Origin of the sequence: Pseudaminobacter soli (ex Li et al. 2025), assembly GCF_003012705.1 — a bacterium.
Taxonomy (GTDB): Bacteria; Pseudomonadota; Alphaproteobacteria; order Rhizobiales; family Rhizobiaceae; genus Pseudaminobacter; species Pseudaminobacter soli.
Genome location: NZ_PXYL01000008.1, coordinates 88,749 through 109,390, shown reverse-complemented (window position 1 = coordinate 109,390; position 20,642 = coordinate 88,749). Strand labels below are relative to the sequence as shown.

22 protein-coding genes and 1 tRNA gene are annotated in these 20,642 nt (G+C 64.2%); 7 read left to right on the top strand and 16 right to left on the bottom strand.

Annotated features, from left to right (window positions below; all coding sequences use genetic code 11):
* Nucleotides 1-195: 195 nt before the first annotated feature.
* The 3 genes from C7I85_RS30580 to C7I85_RS17070 all read right to left on the bottom strand — a co-directional run bounded on the left by C7I85_RS30580 (nt 196) and on the right by C7I85_RS17070 (nt 1,751).
* Nucleotides 196-381 carry a hypothetical protein gene (locus C7I85_RS30580; RefSeq protein WP_146148893.1) on the bottom strand — a complete coding sequence of 62 codons (186 nt, stop codon included), beginning with the start codon at nt 379-381 and terminating at the stop codon, nt 196-198.
* 361 nt (nt 382-742) lie between these two features.
* Entirely contained in the window at nt 743-1,120 is a 378-nt protein-coding gene (locus C7I85_RS17075; protein ID WP_106725211.1) for a hypothetical protein, read from the bottom strand.
* Between the two features lie 205 nt (nt 1,121-1,325).
* On the bottom strand, nt 1,326-1,751 hold the full coding sequence (locus C7I85_RS17070) for a hypothetical protein (protein WP_106725210.1): 426 nt from the start codon (nt 1,749-1,751) through the stop codon (nt 1,326-1,328).
* A 288-nt stretch (nt 1,752-2,039) separates the two neighbouring features.
* Between C7I85_RS17070 and C7I85_RS17065 the strand changes: the two genes are divergently transcribed.
* Nucleotides 2,040-2,567 (top strand): transporter suffix domain-containing protein, encoded by a 528-nt coding sequence (locus C7I85_RS17065; RefSeq protein WP_245444977.1) that lies wholly within the window; start codon nt 2,040-2,042, stop codon nt 2,565-2,567.
* Between the two features lie 2 nt (nt 2,568-2,569).
* Here C7I85_RS17065 and C7I85_RS17060 read toward each other — a convergent pair whose 3' ends face one another.
* Both C7I85_RS17060 and C7I85_RS17055 read right to left on the bottom strand, forming a co-directional pair.
* Complete coding sequence (locus C7I85_RS17060) at nt 2,570-2,779, bottom strand: hypothetical protein (RefSeq protein ID WP_106725209.1); 210 nt, start codon at nt 2,777-2,779, stop codon at nt 2,570-2,572.
* 270 nt (nt 2,780-3,049) lie between these two features.
* Entirely contained in the window at nt 3,050-3,331 is a 282-nt protein-coding gene (locus C7I85_RS17055; RefSeq protein ID WP_106725208.1) for a DUF2218 domain-containing protein, read from the bottom strand.
* A 176-nt stretch (nt 3,332-3,507) separates the two neighbouring features.
* On the opposite strand from C7I85_RS17055, the gene C7I85_RS17050 reads away from it, so the two are divergent.
* Entirely contained in the window at nt 3,508-3,990 is a 483-nt protein-coding gene (locus tag C7I85_RS17050; RefSeq protein WP_106725207.1) for a GNAT family N-acetyltransferase, read from the top strand.
* A gap of 139 nt (nt 3,991-4,129) precedes the next feature.
* Here the strand turns inward: C7I85_RS17050 and C7I85_RS17045 are convergent.
* The 3 genes from C7I85_RS17045 to C7I85_RS17035 form a co-directional block, all read right to left on the bottom strand.
* Nucleotides 4,130-4,204, bottom strand: a tRNA-Glu gene (locus C7I85_RS17045).
* Between the two features lie 100 nt (nt 4,205-4,304).
* Complete coding sequence (locus C7I85_RS17040) at nt 4,305-4,712, bottom strand: VOC family protein (protein WP_106725206.1); 408 nt, start codon at nt 4,710-4,712, stop codon at nt 4,305-4,307.
* Entirely contained in the window at nt 4,709-5,092 is a 384-nt protein-coding gene (locus tag C7I85_RS17035; RefSeq protein WP_106725205.1) for a fimbrial protein, read from the bottom strand. The genes C7I85_RS17040 and C7I85_RS17035 overlap by 4 nt, the downstream gene beginning before the upstream one ends.
* Before the next feature lie 32 nt (nt 5,093-5,124).
* Between C7I85_RS17035 and C7I85_RS17030 the strand changes: the two genes are divergently transcribed.
* Entirely contained in the window at nt 5,125-6,153 is a 1,029-nt protein-coding gene (locus C7I85_RS17030; RefSeq protein ID WP_106725204.1) for an RluA family pseudouridine synthase, read from the top strand.
* A gap of 175 nt (nt 6,154-6,328) precedes the next feature.
* On the top strand, nt 6,329-7,240 hold the full coding sequence (rpoH, locus tag C7I85_RS17025; protein ID WP_106725203.1) for an RNA polymerase sigma factor RpoH: 912 nt from the start codon (nt 6,329-6,331) through the stop codon (nt 7,238-7,240).
* Between the two features lie 103 nt (nt 7,241-7,343).
* Here the strand turns inward: rpoH and C7I85_RS17020 are convergent, their stop codons facing one another.
* From C7I85_RS17020 to tkt, 7 genes are all read right to left on the bottom strand, one after another.
* Nucleotides 7,344-8,063, bottom strand: coding sequence for an SGNH/GDSL hydrolase family protein (locus C7I85_RS17020; protein WP_106725202.1), 720 nt, complete (start codon nt 8,061-8,063; stop codon nt 7,344-7,346).
* Nucleotides 8,064-8,279: 216 nt separating this feature from the next.
* The gene (locus tag C7I85_RS17015) at nt 8,280-9,605 is read right to left on the bottom strand and encodes an MFS transporter (protein ID WP_106725201.1); all 1,326 of its coding nucleotides are present in this window, start codon (nt 9,603-9,605) and stop codon (nt 8,280-8,282) included.
* Between the two features lie 197 nt (nt 9,606-9,802).
* Complete coding sequence (locus C7I85_RS17010) at nt 9,803-10,828, bottom strand: class I fructose-bisphosphate aldolase (RefSeq protein WP_106725200.1); 1,026 nt, start codon at nt 10,826-10,828, stop codon at nt 9,803-9,805.
* Between the two features lie 149 nt (nt 10,829-10,977).
* On the bottom strand, nt 10,978-12,174 hold the full coding sequence (locus tag C7I85_RS17005; RefSeq protein WP_106725199.1) for a phosphoglycerate kinase: 1,197 nt from the start codon (nt 12,172-12,174) through the stop codon (nt 10,978-10,980).
* Nucleotides 12,175-12,293: 119 nt separating this feature from the next.
* Entirely contained in the window at nt 12,294-14,114 is a 1,821-nt protein-coding gene (locus C7I85_RS17000; protein ID WP_106725198.1) for a potassium/proton antiporter, read from the bottom strand.
* Between the two features lie 181 nt (nt 14,115-14,295).
* Nucleotides 14,296-15,306, bottom strand: a complete 1,011-nt coding sequence (gene gap, locus C7I85_RS16995) for a type I glyceraldehyde-3-phosphate dehydrogenase (RefSeq protein ID WP_106725197.1) — start codon at nt 15,304-15,306, stop codon at nt 14,296-14,298.
* A 26-nt stretch (nt 15,307-15,332) separates the two neighbouring features.
* Complete coding sequence (gene tkt / locus C7I85_RS16990; RefSeq protein WP_106725196.1) at nt 15,333-17,321, bottom strand: transketolase; 1,989 nt, start codon at nt 17,319-17,321, stop codon at nt 15,333-15,335.
* Nucleotides 17,322-17,581: 260 nt separating this feature from the next.
* On the opposite strand from tkt, the gene C7I85_RS16985 reads away from it, so the two are divergent.
* Both C7I85_RS16985 and C7I85_RS16980 read left to right on the top strand, forming a co-directional pair.
* Nucleotides 17,582-17,854: a DUF4164 domain-containing protein gene (locus tag C7I85_RS16985; RefSeq protein ID WP_106725195.1), complete on the top strand. Its 273-nt coding sequence runs from the start codon at nt 17,582-17,584 to the stop codon at nt 17,852-17,854.
* Between the two features lie 6 nt (nt 17,855-17,860).
* The gene (locus tag C7I85_RS16980) at nt 17,861-18,223 is read left to right on the top strand and encodes a cell division protein ZapA (protein ID WP_106725194.1); all 363 of its coding nucleotides are present in this window, start codon (nt 17,861-17,863) and stop codon (nt 18,221-18,223) included.
* Nucleotides 18,224-18,338: 115 nt separating this feature from the next.
* Here the strand turns inward: C7I85_RS16980 and C7I85_RS31000 are convergent, their stop codons facing one another.
* Entirely contained in the window at nt 18,339-18,500 is a 162-nt protein-coding gene (locus tag C7I85_RS31000; protein ID WP_181257207.1) for a hypothetical protein, read from the bottom strand.
* Between the two features lie 178 nt (nt 18,501-18,678).
* On the opposite strand from C7I85_RS31000, the gene C7I85_RS16970 reads away from it, so the two are divergent.
* Nucleotides 18,679-20,586, top strand: a complete 1,908-nt coding sequence (locus C7I85_RS16970; protein ID WP_106725192.1) for a propionyl-CoA synthetase — start codon at nt 18,679-18,681, stop codon at nt 20,584-20,586.
* Nucleotides 20,587-20,642: the final 56 nt, after the last annotated feature.

Below are 20,642 nucleotides of genomic sequence, written 5' to 3'. Positions count from 1 at the left end.
CTCTGCCACTGCCAGCAGCGCGCCGAGATCGTGCAGCATGTGATCGGCGTCCACCGCTGCGATCGAACGGCGCAGCGTTCTCAGCGTGCCATGCGCGTGTCGCAGTCCATTAGTTGCAGCTGTTATTTGGGTGCTGCAACCGGCAAATGAAACCGAAGTTCCTCCACAACCTCTGCCAAGGGTGTGAACACAGCGTCACCCCCAAATGAGACGAGCCGCCGCACCCGGCAGAATTTGCATGGTAGCAGGCAGGAACAGCGGCCCCAGTGGCAACTCTTCCGCGGCCACCCAAAAACCTCCGAAAAACGATCCAAGAAAAATTTCTATTTTTTTCGGAACCTTTCTTTTGCCCGCGTGTTTTATGGCTGCGCCGGGCGACATCCCCCTCTACGCCCGCCGTGCCCTTACTCAACAGCCGCCTCGCAAGAGGCGGCTTTCTTTTTGCCCAAATTCGGCCAGCGCCGGCATTTCTGCGCACCGCGGCCGAGGCGATTAAGCCTTTGGTAATCCGAATAAAGTTTTAGTGAATGCAACAGGCGGAACGGAAAAGCCGGCGGGGGTGTCGGATCGGAGTTCACGCATATGCCGCTTACCCGTATGGGAATAGTCTTCCTGCTGTCAGTGGCCTTTGCCGGCACGCTCGCCGGCCTGGTGCACTATGCAGATAAATTCGGACGCGACAGCAACTGCCGGATCTCTAGCAACCCGGCTTGCTCCGGCCCCTGATCTTTCCGACTTGAGGCTATTTGCAGACGTATCTCACCCGGCCGCCGGCCTCGGTGACGTTATGGCAGTCCATCGAAGCGGGATCCGGTGTCGGATTGGGCGCGGCCTGGGTGGCCGGCTTGGCTGCCGGCGCCGCCTTCTTGGTGGGCTTGTGCGGCTTGGCGGCCGCCTTGTAGGGAGCAGGGATCGGCGCAGGAGCCGGGGGCTGTTCGGGGAAGGCTGCCGGCGTGACTACGACAGTCGCCGACTGGCGCTTGAACCAATGCGGCGTCCCCGGCACGTAGGTAGGGCTGAATTCGATCGAACCGTCCGGTGTGCGCGTACAGCCACTGGCCGCCAGCAGGCCACAGCAAGCCAGCGCGGCAAGCACGGGACTGACCCGATCGACCATCATGAAACTACCCCTCACTCCTGAAACGACAGGCGCATCCGGTGGTTTACACCGGACTCTTGGCGTTTGGGGCAATCTAGCCACTAAGTTGGCGTAGCCGTTAGAACTTTTGCGGATAACGGCAAATAAAGTTCGAAGTGTTGTTTCGCCGCCACGCATCGGCGACGGCGAAACCATGGAAAACCGGCTCTCGAGGATCCTTGCGCCGTCAGCGGCGCAGGATCGGGCAGCCGCGCTCACGCTCGAAGGTCACGCTCACCCAGCGCCCGCCGGAGCGGCCGCTGACTTCCACGAAGCGACGGCCGACCGTCTCGATGCGCGCGCGCCGCAGCCCCATGCGGTCGGCCTTGTTAAGGGCCTGCTCGGGCGAACAGTCGCGCCCATAGCGGTCGCGGCGATCGCCGCGATAGTCCCCGCGGTAGCCGCCGTCATATTCGTCGTCATTGCTACGCCAGTCGCGGCTGCAGCGCGGATCACGGCGATCCCGGGAGCAATCCGGCCCGACGACGACCCGGCTGCCGGACGGGCCGATCTCGAACTGCACCGACTGGGCCGCGGCCGGCTGCAGGGCGCCTGTCACCCCGCCAAGGCACAATAACGCCGACAGCGTCGCATTGCGCACGAACGAAAACATGAAACTTCCCTCCGGTTAGCCGTCACGAGGCGCTCGTGACGGTCTGCTTCGGTGGTCCGTCGGCATCATGTCCCCGTCGGGCGATTCGGCGGCACCGCATGTGAGGATCAATCAACCGATCGGGACTTTTTTGCGAGAGCCGGAACCGAGCCAAGAAAAAGAAATCGCGCCGCTTGCAAAGCAGACACAGGCGGCAGCTTCCAAGCCGATGTTTCCGCGCGCTCCTGTCAAATCGCCCCGGCAGCGGTATATTTTCGGCATCGATCCTCGCCGCGCAGGATGGGAGCGATGGCAGGCATGCAGCACACCCCGTCTATCGGGGACGAGACAGGCAGCGGCTGGCGCTTCAAATGCGGCGTGGCCTTGCTCGTGCTGGCAATCGCGCTTGTGCTGGCAATTCCCCTTCTCGCCACCCTGGGAGTGCCGGCGGCCACTTTGGCGGCCGTCACCGGCGCCGTCTTCATCATAAACAAGCTGCTGCTGATCCTGATCATCGCCCTGGTCGGCAAGGCCGGCTTCCAGCAGCTGAAGAATGCCGTCGCCAGCCATATTCCGCGCCTGGGGACGGTCGGACCGATCGGGCCCGTCCGTCATGCCATCGGGCTGGCCATGTTCTGGGTGCCGCTCACCTGGTCCTTGCTCGAGCCGTATATCGACTATTTCTGGCCCGGCTGGCGGCCCAACCAGTGGGCGTATCAGCTCCTCGGCGATCTCATATTCATAACCGGCATTTTCGTGCTGGGTGGCAATTTCTGGGAGAAGGTCCGCGCGCTCTTCATCCGCACCGCGCGCGTGGTCGATACGGCAAGCCACTGACGTCAAACGGCCCGTGGCAGGGAGATGCCATGTCCGCCGCTGCCGGCCGATCGCCGCCTGGCGGACCGGACCGATCCGGCCTGGTATCCGCGCAGCTTCATGATTTCGGTGGCGGCGACCAGGGCTATTTCCGCGAGCTCATCCTGGCTGAACGGGGCGGGATCCTTCGCCAGCACGAGCAGTTCATCCACCACGTCGGCCTTGTCGTCCATCTTGCCCTCCCGGGCTCAGGCCCGAGGCTCGGCGCGCCGTCGTTGGGGGGGCTTGGGCGGCACCGAGCCTCTTGCTGGCTATTGCCTGTCAGAAGCCAGAGCCTCAAAGTCCAACAATCAGAGCCGTTGTGGTAGTCGGCAATAAAAGCGGTCCGCATCCACCAATGGCGGTAAGCCAAAGGTCGATGCTTAGGTCATCATCAATATATCTAGAGAATTTCATCTATTCCGGGAGACGATTCGTCTTCCCGGAATGCTGCATTGGACCCGTTATTGCACCGGCTTCCAGTCGAAGACGAGATCTTCACGGAACGCAAAGCGCACGATGTGATCGACGACCACCTGCTCCATGCGCGGCAGTTCGGGCGCCTCGACCTCGACGGTCAGGGATGCGTCATTCGCCCGGAGGTCGACCACCCGCCCCTCGCCGAGATCGATCCGCCCCTCGGTCGGCGAAAACTCCACCGCGAATTTGTGGCTCCAGTGCTTGCACAGCTGCTGCAGGTAGCGGCTTGCGTGTTCGGTTTCGACGACGGCCTTCGACTTTGCCATGACGGCTCCCTCATTTCTCAAATCCAACGCAAGCTGATGTAACCATGGCCACCGGATTTTTCCAGAAAGCAGCCGCGCGCAATGTCCGCGATCAAAATCTCGGCTTTCCGCCGACGCCGGATTGATCCGCCTCGCGCCGCGCGACTATATCCTCCTAGCCTTTCGTTGGAGGACACATGCTGATCAGACCCGCCACACCGGACGACAGAGCCGCCATCTGGTCGATCATCGGCCCCACCATCAGGGCCGGCGAGACCTATGCGCTCAACCGCGACATGAGCGAGGCCGATGCCCTGGCCTACTGGCTAGCCCCAGGCAACGAAACCTTCGTCGCCGAAGAGGGTGGCCGCATCCTCGGCACCTACTGCCTGCGCCGCAACCAGGCCGGCGGCGGAAGCCACGTGGCAAATTGCGGCTACATCACCGACCCGGCCGCAACGGGCCGGGGTGTCGCGCGCCGCATGTGCGAACACTCGCTTGAGCGGGCCCGCGAGCGCGGCTTCAAGGCCATGCAGTTCAACTTCGTGATCAGCAGCAACGACCGCGCGGTGCGTCTATGGCAGTCAATGGGCTTTGAGATCGTCGGCCGCCTGCCAAACGTGTTTCTCCATCCTTCTCGCGGCTATGTCGATGCGCTGGTGATGCACCGGACGCTGTGAGCCGGTCGCGAATCAGTCGCTATCGAAACCCTGCTGGCCAACTGTCCAAGCTGGATGGCATGGGCCGGCATATGGGGTTAAGCGCGTCGAATGGAGCGCAAAACGCGTTCTATCGATTGATCCGAGAGGGAAAAAGTCTTGGTACGCCCAAGGGGAATCGAACCCCTGTTTGCGCCGTGAGAGGGCGCCGTCCTGACCGCTAGACGATGGGCGCGTGTAAGACTTGCGCCATATAGGCGAGGCTTTCGGAAAACGCAACCGGGATTCTTCAGCCAATTCACAGGCAATGCGAAGACTCCGGCAAAAGGCCCTTGTCAGGCCTGGCGGCGCGGCTGGATCAGATCCCACAGATTGCCGCAAAGATCGGCGAATACGGCCACCGAGCCATAGGCCTCGTGGCGCGGGGCCTCGCGAAACTCGACGCCCGCTGCCAGCATCGCCGCATGATCACGGGAAAAGTCGTCGGTTTCCAGGAACAGGAAGACGCGGCCGCCCGTCTGGTCGCCGACGCGCGAAAACTCGGCCTCGTTCTTGGCCTCGGCCAGAAGCAGTCGCGCGCCGTTGCCGCCGGCGGGGCCGACCGTCACCCAGCGCTTGCCGCCGCCGAGGTCGACGTCCTCGAAAAGCTCGAAGCCGAGCTTTTCGACGTACCAGGCGATTGCCTCGCCATAGTCGCGCACGACCAGCGAGACGGTCGCGACCTTGCGGGCCGGCGCGCTCACTGCTGCGTCACCGCAAAACGGCCGACCATGCGGCGCTCGGCGAAGTCGTAGAGGAAGATGGCGCGGCTGCCATCGGCAAGCTCGGCCTCGATCGAGATGCGGTTGCCCGACAGCGACTGCGAAATGACCTTCGCCCCCGTCGGCAAAGCGATGTCGCCCGACATGAAGGCCTGCTCGGAAGGCGAAGGCACGCCGCCATTGGTTATGGCCGGCGCCTCGGTCTTGCCGGTTTTGTAGACAATCGCGGCCAGCACCGCCATAAGGGCGATGAACAGCAGGCCCAGATTGATGGCGATGAACCGCACCAGCTTGCGGCGGACCTTCTCGACCGACGGGTCGAGCGGCTTTTCGTCTTCGTCATTCAGATGCGGCGATGCCATTGTCCAAACGGTTCCGGATTGTTGAAGCTAAAATGAACGACCCTGATAGCGAAGCCGACGGCGTAATGAAAGAGTTCAGCGCCGGCGCTGACGCCGCAGGCACGCGGCTCGACCAATGGCTGGCCGGCGCACTGGGGCCCGACTTCTCGCGCAACCGCGTCCAGGGGCTGATCCGCCAGGGCGCGGTGGCGGTGAATGGCACAGCCGTCACCGAGGCCAAGCGCAAGCTGGCCGATGGCGACCGCGTGGCCGTCGAGATGCCCGAGCCGGAGCCCGCCGAGCCGCTCGGCGAAGATATTCCGCTCGACATCCTCTATGAGGACGACCAGCTCATCGTCATCAACAAGCCGGCCGGGCTGGTCGTGCATCCCGGCGCCGGCAACTGGACCGGCACGCTGGTCAACGCGCTGATCCACCACTGCAGCGACAGCCTGTCGGGCATCGGCGGCGTGAAGCGGCCGGGCATCGTGCATCGCCTCGACAAGGACACGTCGGGCGTCATGGTGATCGCCAAGACCGACAAGGCGCACAAGGCGCTGTCGGAAGCCTTTGCCGACCATGGCCGCGACGGTGACCTCGAGCGCGCCTATGTGGCGCTGGTGTGGAACATCCCGTCCCGCCTGACCGGCACGATCGACGCCCCGCTCGGCCGCGCCGCCGACCGCGTGCGCCGCGCCGTGGTGCCCGAAACCCGCGACGACGCCCGCCACGCCGTCACCCACTACACCGTGCTGGAGCGCTATGGCGAAGGCCAGAAGCAGGCCGCCGAGGCAGCATTGGTCGAATGCCGGCTGGAAACCGGCCGCACGCACCAGATCCGCGTCCACATGGCCCATATCGGCCATCCGGTTGTCGGCGATCCTGACTACGGCACCGCCTTCCGCACCAAGGCCAACCGCCTGCCCGAAGAGCTCAAGGCGATGGTACAGGGCCTGTCCCGCCAGGCCTTGCACGCCCGGCTACTGGCATTTCGCCATCCCGATACCCATATGTTGATGAGGTTCGAGGCACCCATGCCTTCGGATATGGCCGGAATTGTCGAGGGTTTCCGCAAGTTGTGAAAACTTGACCACGTTTGTTCACTTTGGCGTGACACACTGTTTCGTGTTGAACAATGTGGGTGCTTTTCTCGCTTTGTTCCTATATAAACACGTTTGACACCGGAGAGCGCGAAGCCCCGGCGTCATATGCCTGCCTGAATCAGGGGGCAAATCCTTAAAGAGGGAGGGCGCTAACATGGCCCAGTCACTACCTAGCATCGTTTCCGGGGAAGGCGGCCTCAGCCGCTATCTGGAAGAAATCCGCCGTTTTCCCATGCTCCAGCCGCAGGAAGAGTACATGCTCGCCAAGCGGTACCAGGAGCATGAGGACACTGGCGCAGCCCACAAGCTAGTCACCAGCCATCTCAGACTCGTGGCCAAGATTGCCATGGGCTATCGCGGCTATGGCCTGCCGATCGGGGAAGTCATCTCCGAGGGCAATGTCGGCCTCATGCAGGCCGTGAAGAAATTCGAGCCCGAACGCGGCTTCCGCCTGGCGACCTACGCCATGTGGTGGATCAAGGCATCGATCCAGGAATACATCCTGCGTTCGTGGAGCCTGGTTAAGATGGGCACCACCGCCAACCAGAAGCGCCTGTTCTTCAACCTGCGCAAGGTGAAGGGCAAGATCCAGGCGCTCGACGAAGGCGACCTGAAGCCCGAGCAGATCACGGAGATCGCCACGCGGCTGAACGTGAGCGAGGAAGAGGTCGTTTCGATGAACCGCCGCCTGTCGGGCGACGCTTCGCTGAACGCGCCGATCCGCGCCACCGAAGGCGAATCCGGCGAATGGCAGGACTGGCTGGTCGACGACCACGAAAGCCAGGAAGAGACGCTGATCGAGCAGGACGAGCTGGAAAACCGGCGCGCCATGCTGGCCGACGCCATGTCGGTCCTGAACGACCGCGAGCGCCGCATCTTCGAGGCACGCCGCCTCGCCGACGAGCCGATGACGCTCGAGGAGTTGTCGAGCGAGTTCGACATCAGCCGCGAGCGCGTCCGCCAGATCGAGGTCCGCGCCTTCGAAAAGGTGCAGGACGCGGTCAAGGCCGCCGCCAAGCGCCGGGCCCAGGCCCTGCGCACCATAGAGGCCCAGCCCGCCGCCTGATTCTTTTCACGCGCGGGTCCACGGAATACCAATCGCGTCGGCTTCGGCCGGCGCGATTTTTTTTGGCTTTTTGTCCCTGAGGACGACGGAGGTCGGGGGAAGCTCAGTCTGCCGCGAGAACGAGGTCCGTCAAATGCTCGGCCCAGGCGCGGTAGCCGGCGGCCGAAGCGTGAAAACCGTCGGTCGAGAAGCCGGCTTCCGGGTCGACGATGGGCAGGCGCGTGGCGGGCACTGCGCCGCGCTCGTGACACAGCCGGGTGCCGAGCGCATTCAGCGCGCTCGCGCGGATTTCCAAAATCTTTCCAAGCAGCGGCGGCAGCGCCGGCACGCGGGTGAACTCCACCACCGGCGACCACACCACGCGCGCCTCCGGCCATTTGGCGCGCAGCGCATAGAGCAGGCCGCCGAATTCCTTCTTGAAGCGACGCAGCGTGTGAAAGTTCTTGGTGTCGTTCGAGCCGATGGAAAGCACGATATGCGTCCAGCGGTCGGCGGAGAGGTTGGGCAACACATGGTCGCGCAGCTCGCCCGCCGTGGCCGAGTTGAAGCCCGCCGCGCGCCAGTGCACGGCCCGGCCCGTGCGCTCCGAGATGATGAGCGCCAGCTGCGCGGCCAGCCCCTCCTGCGAATGGGCGATGCCGACCGAAGCGGCGGAAGAATCGCCCAGCACCAGAAGCGAGAGCGGCGGCTCCTCGCCGTCGACGGCATGCAGCACCGGCCCGCGCGCCGGCACCATGCGCTCGGTGCGGCGGCGCACGCCGAGCCCCTGCCAGACATAGGCGGGAAAGGCGAGCCAAGTCAGGAGCGGCAGAAGGCGGGACATGGGGGATTTATAGCCCGGTCCCGAAAAAGAAAAAGCCCCGCGAGGCGGGGCTTTTCCCCTGCTATGCCGAAACGAATGTCAACCTGATCACGCCCTCGACTGGGCGCCGCGGCCCGGCGAAGAACGGCTTGTCGCCGTGACCAACTATCAGAAATCCTCTTCCCCGCCCGCCATGCACAAAAGCTGACTGTTGCCTAGCCACCCTGAGACCTTGCCCTATTCGTATTCGCTCTCGATATCTCTCCCGGTGTAGTCCGTCATCAGCGCTGCCGCGATCAAGCTGAGTACCGAGCAGGCCAGAATGTAGAACGCGACTGCGTAGGCCGTTCCATAGGTGCTGAACAGCCAGGCAGCGATGAGAGGGGCCGGGCCGCCGGCGATCACGGACGAGAGCTGATAGCCGAGCGACGCGCCGCTGTAGCGCAGCCGACCGGTGAAGGATTCCGCGATCAGCGCCGCTTGCGGTCCGTACATCATGTCGTGGGGTATCAGCGAGATCACGATGGCGAGGAAAATCAGCGCCGCGGAGCCCGTGTTCAGCAGCCCGAAATAGATGAAGCCGTAGACGCCGGTAGCCGCCGCGCCGATCATGTACATGCGCTTGCGTCCGATCAAATCGGAGATGTGACCGAACAACGGGATCGAAACGAAGGAAACGATCGACGCCGCGAGCACGGCAACAAGAAGAAAGTCGCGCGATACCTTCAGCGTCCCGACGCCATAGGCGAAGATGAAAGCCGTGAAGATGTAGAAAGGCGCTTGCTCCGCCATGCGCACGAGCGCGCAGAGCAGAATTTCTTTTGGATAGCGACGCACGACCTGCAGCATCGGTGCACGCTCGACTTTGTTTTCAGCGACGATCTTGCTGAAGATGGGCGTCTCCATGATACCAAGCCTGATCCAGAGCCCGAGAGCGACGAGCAGGAAGCTCAGGAGAAACGGAATGCGCCAGCCCCATGTCAGGAACTGATCGCCCGATAGCCAACTGAACACGAGGACCGCGAGATTGGCGAGGAAGAGGCCGCACGGCACGCCAAACTGCGGCCAGGACGCGATGAAACCGCGATGGCCGAAAGTCCGCGCCCACTCCATCGACAGCAGCACCGAACCGCCCCACTCGCCGCCCACCCCGATGCCCTGAATGAAGCGCAGCGCCGTCAGGATGATTGCACCCCAAATGCCGATGCTTGCGTAAGCCGGGACGAGGCCAACGAGGAACGTCGCAATCCCCATCGTCAAAAGCGTCGCGATGAGCGTCGATTTGCGGCCGATGCGGTCGCCATAGTGGCCGAAGATCGCTGCGCCGATCGGTCGAGCGAAAAAGCCAACCGCATAGATGGCAAATGCCTCAAGAGTACCGACGAGCGGGTCCGAGTGCGGGAAAAACAACCGCGCGAAGACGAGGCCGGTCACCGTGCTGTAAAGGAAGAAATCATACCATTCGATCGCGGTGCCGATCGTGCTCGCTACCACGGCACGCCGAAGCTGCCGGCCGTGTTCCTGTTCGGACAGTGTAGCGGCGCCAAGATTGATGGCTACCATGATCAGTCTCCACGCATCGTCGTTCCGCTGCGCAGACCACTTCAAAAATATAGGGAGACCTGGCTACCTGCTCAAGCCAGCCAGCGGTAGCCAACCACCAATCCGAGACGCTCGTCGCGTAGGGCCGCTTCACTCCTACCGCCCAAAGAAAAAGCCCCGCGCGAGGCGGGGCTTCTCCGTAGTTCGATGGGCTCGGCTTACGCCGCCTTTTCCAGCGCGTCCTGCCACTTGCCGCGGGCGGCAAGGCTGTTCATGTGGGCGCGATGGGTAAATGCGGCCTGCGCGGCCGGAACGTTCTCGGCCTTGCCCGACCATGCCTTCTGAGGTGCTGCCTGCAGCGCGCGGCCATAGGAGAAGGTCAGCTTCCACGGAAGCGGGCCGGAGGCGTTGATCGCGTTGAGGTTGGCGGTTGCCTCCTCGTCCGACTGGCCGCCCGACAGGAAGGCGATGCCCGGCACGGCGACCGGCACCGTCTCGCGGAACAGGCGCAGCGTCTTTTCGGCGACTTCCTCTGGGCTGTTCTTCTGGCCCGACTTCTTGCCGGCAATCACCATGTTGGGCTTCAGGATCGAGCCTTCCAGCTTCACACGCGCGTCGTAGAGCGCGTCATAGAGCTTGACCAGCGTGGCGCGGGTGACGTCGTAGCAGGTGTCGATGTCGTGGGCGCCGTCCATCAGCACTTCCGGCTCGACGATCGGCACGATGCCGGCTTCCTGGCAGAGCGCCGCATAGCGGGCCAGCGCCTGGGTGTTGGCGTCGATCGAGTAGCGCGAGGGAACGCCCTTGGCGGTATCGATGTCGATCACCGCGCGCCATTTGGCGAAGCGCGCGCCGAGCTTGTAGTACTCGGCCAGGCGCTCGCGCAGGCCGTCGAGGCCTTCGGTGATGGTGTCGCCCGGGAAGCCCGTCAGGGCCTTGGCGCCGGCGTCGACCTTGATGCCGGGGATGGAGCCGGAGGCCTTGATCAGATCGACCAGCGGCGTGCCGTCGGCTGCCTTCTGGCGGATCGTCTCGTCATAGAGGATGACGCCGGAGATATAGTTCTTCATCGCATCGGCCGAGCGGAACAGCAGCTCGCGATAGTCGCGGCGGCTGTCGGCCGTGGATTCGACGCCGATCACGTCAAAACGCTTCTTGATCGTGCCGCTGCTCTCATCGGCAGCCAGAATGCCCTTGCCGTCGGCCACCATCGCGGCGGCAATGTCTTCCAGACGTTCGCTCATGCAAATCCTCCTTAGGTGTTCGAGGGGCGCATAACAGAAGTATCTACGCAACGGAATGCCGTGCAAATGCTTGAATCGATTGAAAGACGATCAACTAGTCCGACAAAAAGTTTCGCCCCTCGAAAGGGGCGAAACAAGAGGTCAAAAGCTCATTTCTTGAGAACTTCGACGCCCGGCAGCGCCTTGCCTTCCATCCATTCGAGGAAGGCGCCGCCGGCCGTCGAGACATAGGTGAAGTCGTCGGCCACGCCCGCATGGTTGAGCGCGGCCACCGTGTCGCCGCCGCCGGCCACCGACACCAGCTTGCCGTCCTTGGTGCGGGCTGCGGCATGCCTGGCCGCAGCGACCGTCGCGCGGTCGAAGGGCGAGATCTCGAAGGCGCCGAGCGGGCCGTTCCACACCAGCGTCGTGGCGCGGTCGATCCACTGGTTGATGGTCTCGACCGTCTTGGGGCCGACGTCGAGGATCATGGCGTCGGCCGGCACGGCCTCGATGCCAACCACCTCGTTCGGCGCATCTGCCTTGAACTCACGCGCCACCACGGCGTCGGAGGGCAGGATGATGGCGCAGCCGGCGCCTGCCGCCTCGATCATGATCTGCTTGGCGGTCTGGGCAAGGTCGTGCTCGCATAGCGACTTGCCGACATCGGTGCCGCGCGCGGCGAGGAAGGTGTTGGCCATGCCGCCGCCGATGACCAGCGCGTCGACCTTCTTCACGAGGTTCATCAGCAGGTCGATCTTGGACGAGACCTTGGCGCCGCCGACGATCGCCACCACCGGGCGCACCGGGTTGCCGAGGCCCTTTTCCAGCGCCTCGAGCTCGGCCTGCATGGTGCGGCCGGCATGGGCGGGCAGCAGGCGCGCAAGGCCCTCGGTCGAGGCGTGCGCGCGGTGCGCGGCCGAGAAGGCGTCATTGACGAAGATGTCGCCATTGGCGGCCAGCGCCTTGGTGAATTCGCCTTCGTTCTTTTCCTCGCCCTTGTGGAAGCGGGTGTTTTCCGCAAGCAGGATATCGCCATCCTGCATCGCGGCGATTGCCGCAGACGCGCTGTCGCCGATGCAGTCGGCGGCGAAGCCGACCGGACGGCCTAAAACCTCGGCGGTGGCGGCGGCGATCTGCTGCAGCGAATATTTCGCCTCCGGCCCTTCCTTGGGGCGGCCGAAATGGGCGAGCAGGACCACCTTGGCGCCTTTGCCCGACAGTTCGAGGATGGTCGGCGCAACGCGCTCGATGCGGGTGGCATCGGTCACCTTGCCGTCGGCGACCGGCACGTTGAGGTCGACGCGTACGAGAACGCGTTTGCCTTTGACCTCTCCCAGGTCGTCGAGCGTCTTGAAACCGGCCATGGGCAAAATCCTCTCCTAGATTTGAGTCGCGCGAACCTTATCGCGGTGCGTGGTGGAAGCAAGAACCGCTTTGAGCCAAGTCGCGCAGCAAGCGGCTGCGGCGCTGGCGCTGACTGGGTTCAAGCCTCGTCGCTGACGCGGCTGCTCATCGTGCCGTCGCCGCGGCCGAACAGCGCGCGCAGGCGTTCGCGCAGGTTCTCCGGCACCAGCGGCTGCGGCTGGGTGGGCTCGAAGGACAGGCCGATTGCCGTGATCTTGCCCTTCTCGTCCATGTCGCGGACGATGAGCTCGATGGGTCCGAGATTGAGGCGGTCGGCATATTCGACATGGCCGCCGAAACGCGACAGGAAGAGCTCGCCGATGGTCATCTTCTGCTCTGCCTCGGTGAGGCCCGGCTCGTAAGCCGCTTCGAGATCCGAGGCCGGACGGTCGGGATCGACGGCGAAGGCGCCGAAGAATTCGGCATCCTCCGGATCGACGTCGACGCGGCTGGTGAACAGGCGGTCGAGCAGCGCCGGATAGCGGTCGTGGACGAAGATGTAGACGCGGTCGCCGGCCATCAGCTTGCCGAAGTCGGGGAACTTCATCGAACCGCCATTGCGCACCACCAGTGAGGGGCGCGCCCAGCGCGGCAGGCGCTCGCCGCGCAGCACCGGGCTGCCCGGCACGACGCGGTAGCTGAGCAGTTCGTGGTGCGCCGAGCCCGGCAGCTCGAGCTCGACCTTCTCGATCGGGCCGGCGCGGTGCGGCACGATCAGGCCGAGGCGGCGGGCAAGCGGGCCGACCGTCCAGCCCTGCACGAAGAGCGAGACGAGCACGATGATGAAGGCGGTGTTGAAGATGAGGCGGCCATGCTCCAGCCCGGCCAGCAGCGGGGTGATGGCCAGAAGGATCGACACCGCGCCGCGCAAGCCCACCCACGAGATGAAGGCGACTTCGGCGCTCGGAAGGCGAAACGGTTTTAGGCACAGCCACACGGCCAGCGGGCGGGCGATGAAGATCAGGAACAGGCCGAGCGTGATGGCGCCGAGCAGCAGTCCCGGAAACTGCGAGGGCGTGGCAAACAGACCGAGCACCAGGAACATGATGATCTGCGCCAGCCACGACATGCCGCCCTGGAAGCGCTTCAGCGCCGCAGCACCCCTGATGTCGGAATTGCCGGCGACCATGCCGGCGAGATAGACCGCCAGGAAGCCCGAGCCGCCGATGGCGCCGGCGGCCGCGAAGACCAGCAGCGACAGCGTCAGCACGAAGATCGGCGTCAGGCCGCGGTCGAGGTTCAGCCAGTCGACCAGCCGCGCGATGGCAAAGCCGCCAAGCATGCCCACGGCAGCACCCAGGCCCATGGTGACGAAGAAGCCGACGACGAGATCGGTGAACAACAGCTGGGCTTCGGGATTGACGCCGATTGCGATGATCTCGACCAGCGTCAGCGTCAGGAAGATGGCGATCGGGTCGTTGGAGCCCGATTCGATTTCCAGCGTCGAGCGCACGCGTTCGCGCAGATTGATGTTTCCGGCGCGCAGCAGGAAGAACACCGCCGCCGCGTCGGTGGAGGCGACGGTCGCGCCCAGCAGGAAGGATTCGAGCCAGGAGAAATGGGTCAGGTAGTGCGCCGCCACGCCGAACACGACGGCAGTGATGGCGACGCCTACGGTCGCCAGCGTCAGCGCCGGCAGGCCGGCCTGGCGCAGCACGTTGACGGGCGTTCCGAACCCCGAATCGAACAGGATGACCGCCAGCGCCAACGAGCCGACGAAATAGGCGACCGGCGCATTGTCGAACTGGATGCCGAGGCCGTCCTGGCCGGTAGCAAGCCCGATGGCCAGGAAGAGAAGCAGCAGTGGCGCGCCGAAGCGGAAGGCTATCAGGCTCGAAAACGCTGCCGCAAGCACCAGTGCCGTACCGACCAGTGTCGCGAGATAAATGGCCTGATCCATCGGTAGTCTGCTTCCCCATGCTCCATGTGGTTCGACTTCCTCACAGAGTGCGGCGAAGACATGGCCATGTGCAAGCGACTTGGCCGAAAGAGATTATGCCAAGTGCATTTTTTGGTGACTGTAACGCAAACGCCCGGCCGTGAGGCCGGGCGTCCGGAATGCGCAATGCGAGACTATCGTCTCAGGCGAAGGTCTTGGCCATGGCAACGGCCGTGTCGGCCATGCGGTTGGAGAAGCCCCACTCGTTGTCGTACCAGGACATGACGCGCACGAGGTTGCCGTCGATGACCTTGGTCTGGTCGAGCGCGAAGGTCGACGAGGCCGGGTTGTGGTTCAGGTCGACCGACACCAGCGGCTCCTTGGTGTAGGCGAGGATGCCCTTGAGCGGACCGTCTGCAGCGGCGACGAGGGCTGCGTTGACCTCTTCCACCGTAACCGGCTTCTTCGACACGAACTTGAAGTCGATGACCGAGACGTTCGGGGTCGGCACGCGGATCGACACGCCGTCCAGCTTGCCCTTGAGCTCCGGCAGCACCAGGCCGACGGCCTTGGCCGCACCGGTCGAGGTCGGGATCATCGACATCGCCGCGGCGCGGGCGCGGTAGAGATCCTTGTGCATGGTGTCCAGCGTCGGCTGGTCGCCCGTATAGGCGTGGATCGTCGTCATGAAGCCCTTCTCAATGCCGAAGGCATTGTTGAGCACCATGGCCACCGGCGCCAGGCAGTTGGTGGTGCAGGACGCGTTGGAAATGACGATGTGGTCCTTGGAGATCTGGTCGTGGTTGACGCCATAGACCACCGTCAGGTCGGCACCGTCGGCCGGGGCCGAGACGATGACGCGCTTGGCGCCGGCGGCGAGATGCGCCGAAGCCTTGTCCTTCGACGTGAAGATGCCGGTGCACTCGAGCGCGATGTCGACGTTCAGATCCTTCCACGGCAGCTGGGCCGGATCCTTGATCGCAGTGACCTTGATGGCGCCGCCGCCGATGTTGATCGTGTCGCCGTCGACCTTCACCTCATGCGGGAAGCGGCCGTGCACGCTGTCATAGCGCAGCAGGTGGGCATTGGTCTCGACCGGGCCGAGGTCGTTGATGGCGACGACCTGGATGTCGGTGCGGCCGGATTCGTAGATGGCGCGCAGAATGTTGCGGCCGATGCGGCCAAATCCGTTGATGGCTACTCTGACAGTCATATCAGCTTCTCCCTGGGGGCAAAAAATCAGTTCGACAGGCGTGCTTCAGCGGCCTTCACCGTGGCCTCGGCGGTGATGCCGAAGTGCGGGTAGAGCTGCTCGATGGTGCCGCTGGCGCCAAAACCGTGCATGCCGATGAAAATGCCATCGAGGCCGATGAAGCGGTCCCAACCCATGCGGATCGCCGCTTCAATGGCAATCTTGACCGGGGCATTGCCGATGAGGGCAGCCTTGTAGGTGTCGCTCTGCTTCTCGAACAGCTCGAAGCACGGCACCGAGACGACGCGGGTCGGGTGGCCGTGTGCCTGCAGCTGGGCGCGGGCGGCGAGCGCGATCTCGACTTCCGAGCCGCTGGCGAAGATGGTCACGGCAGCTTCGCCGTCGGCCGTTGCCAGCTCGTAGGCGCCGTAGGCGCAGAGGTTTTCCTCGACATATTCCGTACGCACCGCCGGCAGGTTCTGGCGGGTGAGCGCCAGCGTCGACGGGGTCTTGGTCGATTCCAGCGCCAGCTGCCAGCACTCGGTGGCTTCGGTGGCGTCGGCCGGACGGAAGACATTGTGGTTCGGGATCGCGCGCAGCGCCGCCAGATGCTCGACCGGCTGGTGGGTCGGGCCGTCTTCGCCGAGGCCGATCGAATCGTGCGTCATGACGAAGATGGAGCGGATGCCCATCAGGGAAGCGAGACGCATGGCCGGCCGGGCATAGTCCGAGAAGGTCATGAAGGTCCCGCCATAGGGGATGATGCCGCCATGCAGCGCCATGCCGTTCATGGCCGCAGCCATGCCGTGCTCGCGGATGCCGTAATAGACATAGCGGCCGGCATATTCGCCGGGGGCGATCGGCTTGGTCTGGCTGGTCTTGGTGTTGTTGGAACCGGTCAGGTCGGCGGAGCCGCCGATCGTCTCGGGCACCGCGCCGTTGATGACCTCAAGCGCCATTTCCGACGACTTGCGGGTGGCGACCTTCGGCTTGTCGGCGGCGAGCTTCTGCTTGTACTCGGCGATGACCGCATCGAAGTTGGCCGGCAGGTCGCCGCTCATGCGGCGTTCGAACTCGGCGCGGATCTCGGCGTCGGTCTCGGCGAGGCGGGCTTCCCACTCCTTGCGCTTCTTGCAGGCGTTGAGGCCCGAAACGCGCCAGGCGTCGAGAATGTCCGACGGGATTTCGAAGGGCGGGAAATCCCAGCCCAGCGCCTTGCGGGCGCCGGCGATTTCCTCGGCACCCAGCGCCGAGCCGTGCACCTTGCTGGTGCCGGCCTTGGTGGGGGCGCCGAAGCCGATGGTGGTCTTGCAGGCGATCATCGTCGGGCGGTCGGAGCGGCGGGCCGCCTCGATAGCGGCTGCGATGGCTTCCGGATCGTGGCCGTCGACGGCCAGCGTGTTCCAGTGCGAAGCGGCGAAACGTGCACGCTGGTCGGTCGAGTCGGAGAGCGAGACCGCGCCGTCGATAGTGATGTCGTTGTCGTCCCAGAGGACGATCAGCTTGTTCAGCTTGAGGTGGCCGGCCAGCGCAATCGCTTCCTGGCTGATGCCTTCCATCAGGCAGCCGTCGCCAGCCAGCGCATAGGTGTAGTGGTCGACGAGCGCGTCACCATAACGGGCGTTGAGGATGCGTTCGGCGAGCGCCATGCCGACGGCATTGGCAATGCCCTGGCCGAGCGGACCGGTGGTGGTCTCGATGCCGGCGGCGTGGCCGAATTCGGGGTGGCCCGCGGTGCGGTAGCCGATCTGGCGGAAATTCTTGATCTGGTCGAGGGTGATGTCCTCGTAGCCGGTCAGATAGAGCAGCGAATAGAGCAGCATCGAGCCGTGGCCGGCCGACAGCACGAAGCGGTCGCGGTCGGCCCAGTGCGGGTTCTTCGGATCGTGCTTCATGAAGCGGGTAAAGAGAACGGTGGCAATGTCCGCGGCGCCCATCGGCAGGCCGGGATGGCCGGAATTCGCCTTCTCGACGGCATCCATGGACAGAAAGCGGATCGCATTGGCCATCCGGTCGTGTTTATCGCGTGAGGTCATGATTGCTCGCCAGGCCTTGGTTTTCGGGGCGGGGCCCCCTTGGAAAAGCTCGGCGACACATAGCAGGCATGCCGCATGAGTCAACCAAAGCCGGGGTCTTTCACCCCGGACTTGACGTCGCGGCGGTGTTTCGAAACGCGATAGCAGGGGAAAGCCCGAATCGCTTTGTTGACGCCCCCTTAGCACGAAGCATAATGTTTCCCGGGTAAGTCGTTCTGAACGTGAGCGATTCGGTGATGGGCGGGAGTTTAGACGGAGCCATGACCGGGGAAACCACACTGAAAGAGGTCATCAGCCGGCTCGGCCGGGCAATCGAAACGCTTGAACAGAGCGTTGCGACGCACCTCGAGCGCGAGCAAGACTACAGCGAAGCCGAAGCCGAAGTGCAGCGCATGAATGCCGATCGCAGCCGGCTTGCGCAGGAACTCGACAATTCGGAAGCGCGCGCCGAGCGGCTGGAGGAAGCCAACAAGGAAGTCTCACGCAGGCTGGTGACGGCGATGGAAACGATCCGCGCCGTGCTCGACAGGTAGGGTCCGATGGCGCAGGTTACTGTCACGATCGACGGCAAGGCCTATCGCATGGCGTGCGACGAGGGCCAGGAAGAGCACCTGATCGAGCTCGCCAACAACTTCGACCTCTATGTCTCGCATCTGAAGGACTCTTTCGGCGAAATCGGCGACCAGCGCCTGACCGTCATGGCCGGCATCATGGTGATGGACGAGCTGGCGGAACTGCGCAAGCGCGTGAAGGGCATGGAGACCGAGATCACCACGCTGCGCAAGACGCGCGACGACGCGCTCACCAAGGCCGACAAGAACGATTCCGCCCTGACCGGCGCGCTTTCGAGCCTTGCCCAGCGCATGGAAGACCTGGCCGAAAAGCTGGCCGCGCGCAAATAGCGCCGAACGGGCTTGAGGTTGCGGCCGATTTACGGCTTGCAGGTGCCTACGCCTTCACTGCCCGTAGCGGAACCGCGCTCCGTTTGAGCCAAGCCCCCTCTTTTCCGCAGCCCGATCAAAACCTGTGGCTGAGCACCACCGTCACGCCGATCGCCGCCAGCGCAATGAGCGCCAGTTTCCAGAAATCACGCCGCTGCCTGAGCCCCGGCAGGTCGAGCGGCTTGATGATCTGGATCAGCATGATGCCGATGATGACGAGCGAAAGCGCTTTGGACATGCCGCCATTGAGCAGCAACTCCGGGCTTTGTCAAAGCGGCCCTCGCCTCCACTCGAAGACAGCGCAATTCCGGAGCCGCCCCGAACCGTTTCACAGCTTAGCCCTTAGTCAGATGGACGCCTTGGACTATCATTGTCTAAGAAAAGGCCGTGCAGGCCCGGCATAGGGAGGTGTCGTCATGTCTTCGCGCTATCATCAGGTCTATGAGAGCTGGAAACGCGATCCCGACGGCTTTTGGGCCGAGGCCGCGCGCGACATCGACTGGTTCAAGCCGTGGGACAAGGTGTTCGACGCGCTAGCCGGCGTCTATGGCCGCTGGTTCACCGGGGCCGAATGCAACAGCTGCCACAACGCCGTCGACCGCCATGTCGCCTCCGGTCGTGCCGACCAGACCGCGCTGATATATGACAGCCCCATCACCGGCCGGCAGAAGAAATACACCTATGCCGAGCTGCTGGCCGAAGTCACTGCATTGGCTGCCGTCCTGCAGGATCAGGGCGTCCAAAAGGGCGACCGCGTCATCATCTATATGCCGATGGTGCCCGAAGCGGCCTTTGCCATGCTCGCCTGCGCGCGGCTGGGCGCCATCCACTCCGTAGTTTTCGGCGGCTTTGCGCCCAAGGAGCTTGCCACCCGCATCGACGACGCGACGCCAAAGCTCATCATCTCGGCCTCCTGCGGCGTCGAGCCGAACCGCGTCATAGCCTACAAGCCGCTGCTCGATGGCGCGATCGACCTCGCGCGCCACAAGCCCGAGCGCTGCATCGTCCTGCAGCGCGAGGAACAGCGCTGCGATCTCATCCCCGGCCGCGACCTCGACTATGCCGAGGCCGTCGCCGCCGCGAAGGCGTCCGGCCGCGAGGTGCCGTGCGTGCCGGTGCTCGCCACCGACCCGCTCTACATCCTCTACACTTCCGGCACGACCGGCCAGCCCAAGGGCGTGGTGCGCGACAATGGCGGCCACATGGTCATGCTGAAATGGTCGATGGAGCACGAATTCGGCGTCAAGCCCGGCGAGGTCTTCTGGGCGGCGTCCGACGTCGGCTGGGTGGTCGGCCATTCCTACATCGTCTACGCGCCGCTCTTCCACGGCTGCACCACCATCCTGTTCGAGGGCAAGCCGGTCGGCACGCCCGACGCCGGCACCTTCTGGCGCGTCATTTCCGAGCATGGCGCGGTCGCCTTGTTCACCGCGCCCACCGCCTTCCGCGCCATCCGCAAGGAAGACCCGGCCGGCACCTTCATCCCGCGCTACGACCTCAAAAAGTTCCGCACGCTGTTCCTGGCCGGCGAACGCGCCGACCCCGAGACGATCAAATGGGCCGAGCAGCATCTCGACCGCCCGGTGATCGACCACTGGTGGCAGACCGAGACCGGTGCTCCGATCAGCCAGAACCCGATCGGCCTTGGCCAGCTGCCGGTCAAATACGGCTCGCCGGGTGTGGCCATGCCCGGTTACGACGTCCAGGTGCTGGACGATGCCGGCCACCCGGTCGCACCCGGCACATTGGGCAATGTGGTGATAAAGCTGCCGCTGCCGCCCGGCTGCCTGCCTACGCTGTGGCACGCCGACGAGCGTTTCCACCGCGCCTATCTCGACGAGTTCCCCGGCTACTACAAGACCGCCGACGCCGGGTATCTGGACGAGGACGGCTACCTCTTCATCATGGCCCGCACCGACGACATCATCAACGTCGCCGGCCATCGCCTCTCCACCGGCGGCATGGAGGAAGTGCTGGCCTCGCATCCCGATGTCGCCGAATGCGCCGTAGTCGGCATCCATGACGAGCTGAAGGGCCAGGTGCCTTGCGGCTTCATCGTTCTGTCCTCCGCCGCCACCCGCGACACGGCGACGATCGAACATGAGATCGTGCAGCTGGTGCGCGAGCGTATCGGCGCCGTCGCAGCGCTCAAGCTGGTGGTCACCATCAAGCGCCTGCCCAAGACACGCTCGGGCAAGATTCTGCGCTCCACCATGCAGAAGATCGCCGACAAGGAGGAGTGGATCATGCCCGCGACCATCGACGATCCGGCCATTCTCGAGGAGATCAAGGCGGCGCTCGCCGCGCGCGGCATCGGGATCTGAAACTTGTCGCCCGCGCCGGGCAGGCTCCTGACAGACTGTTGTCAGGACGGGTGTGC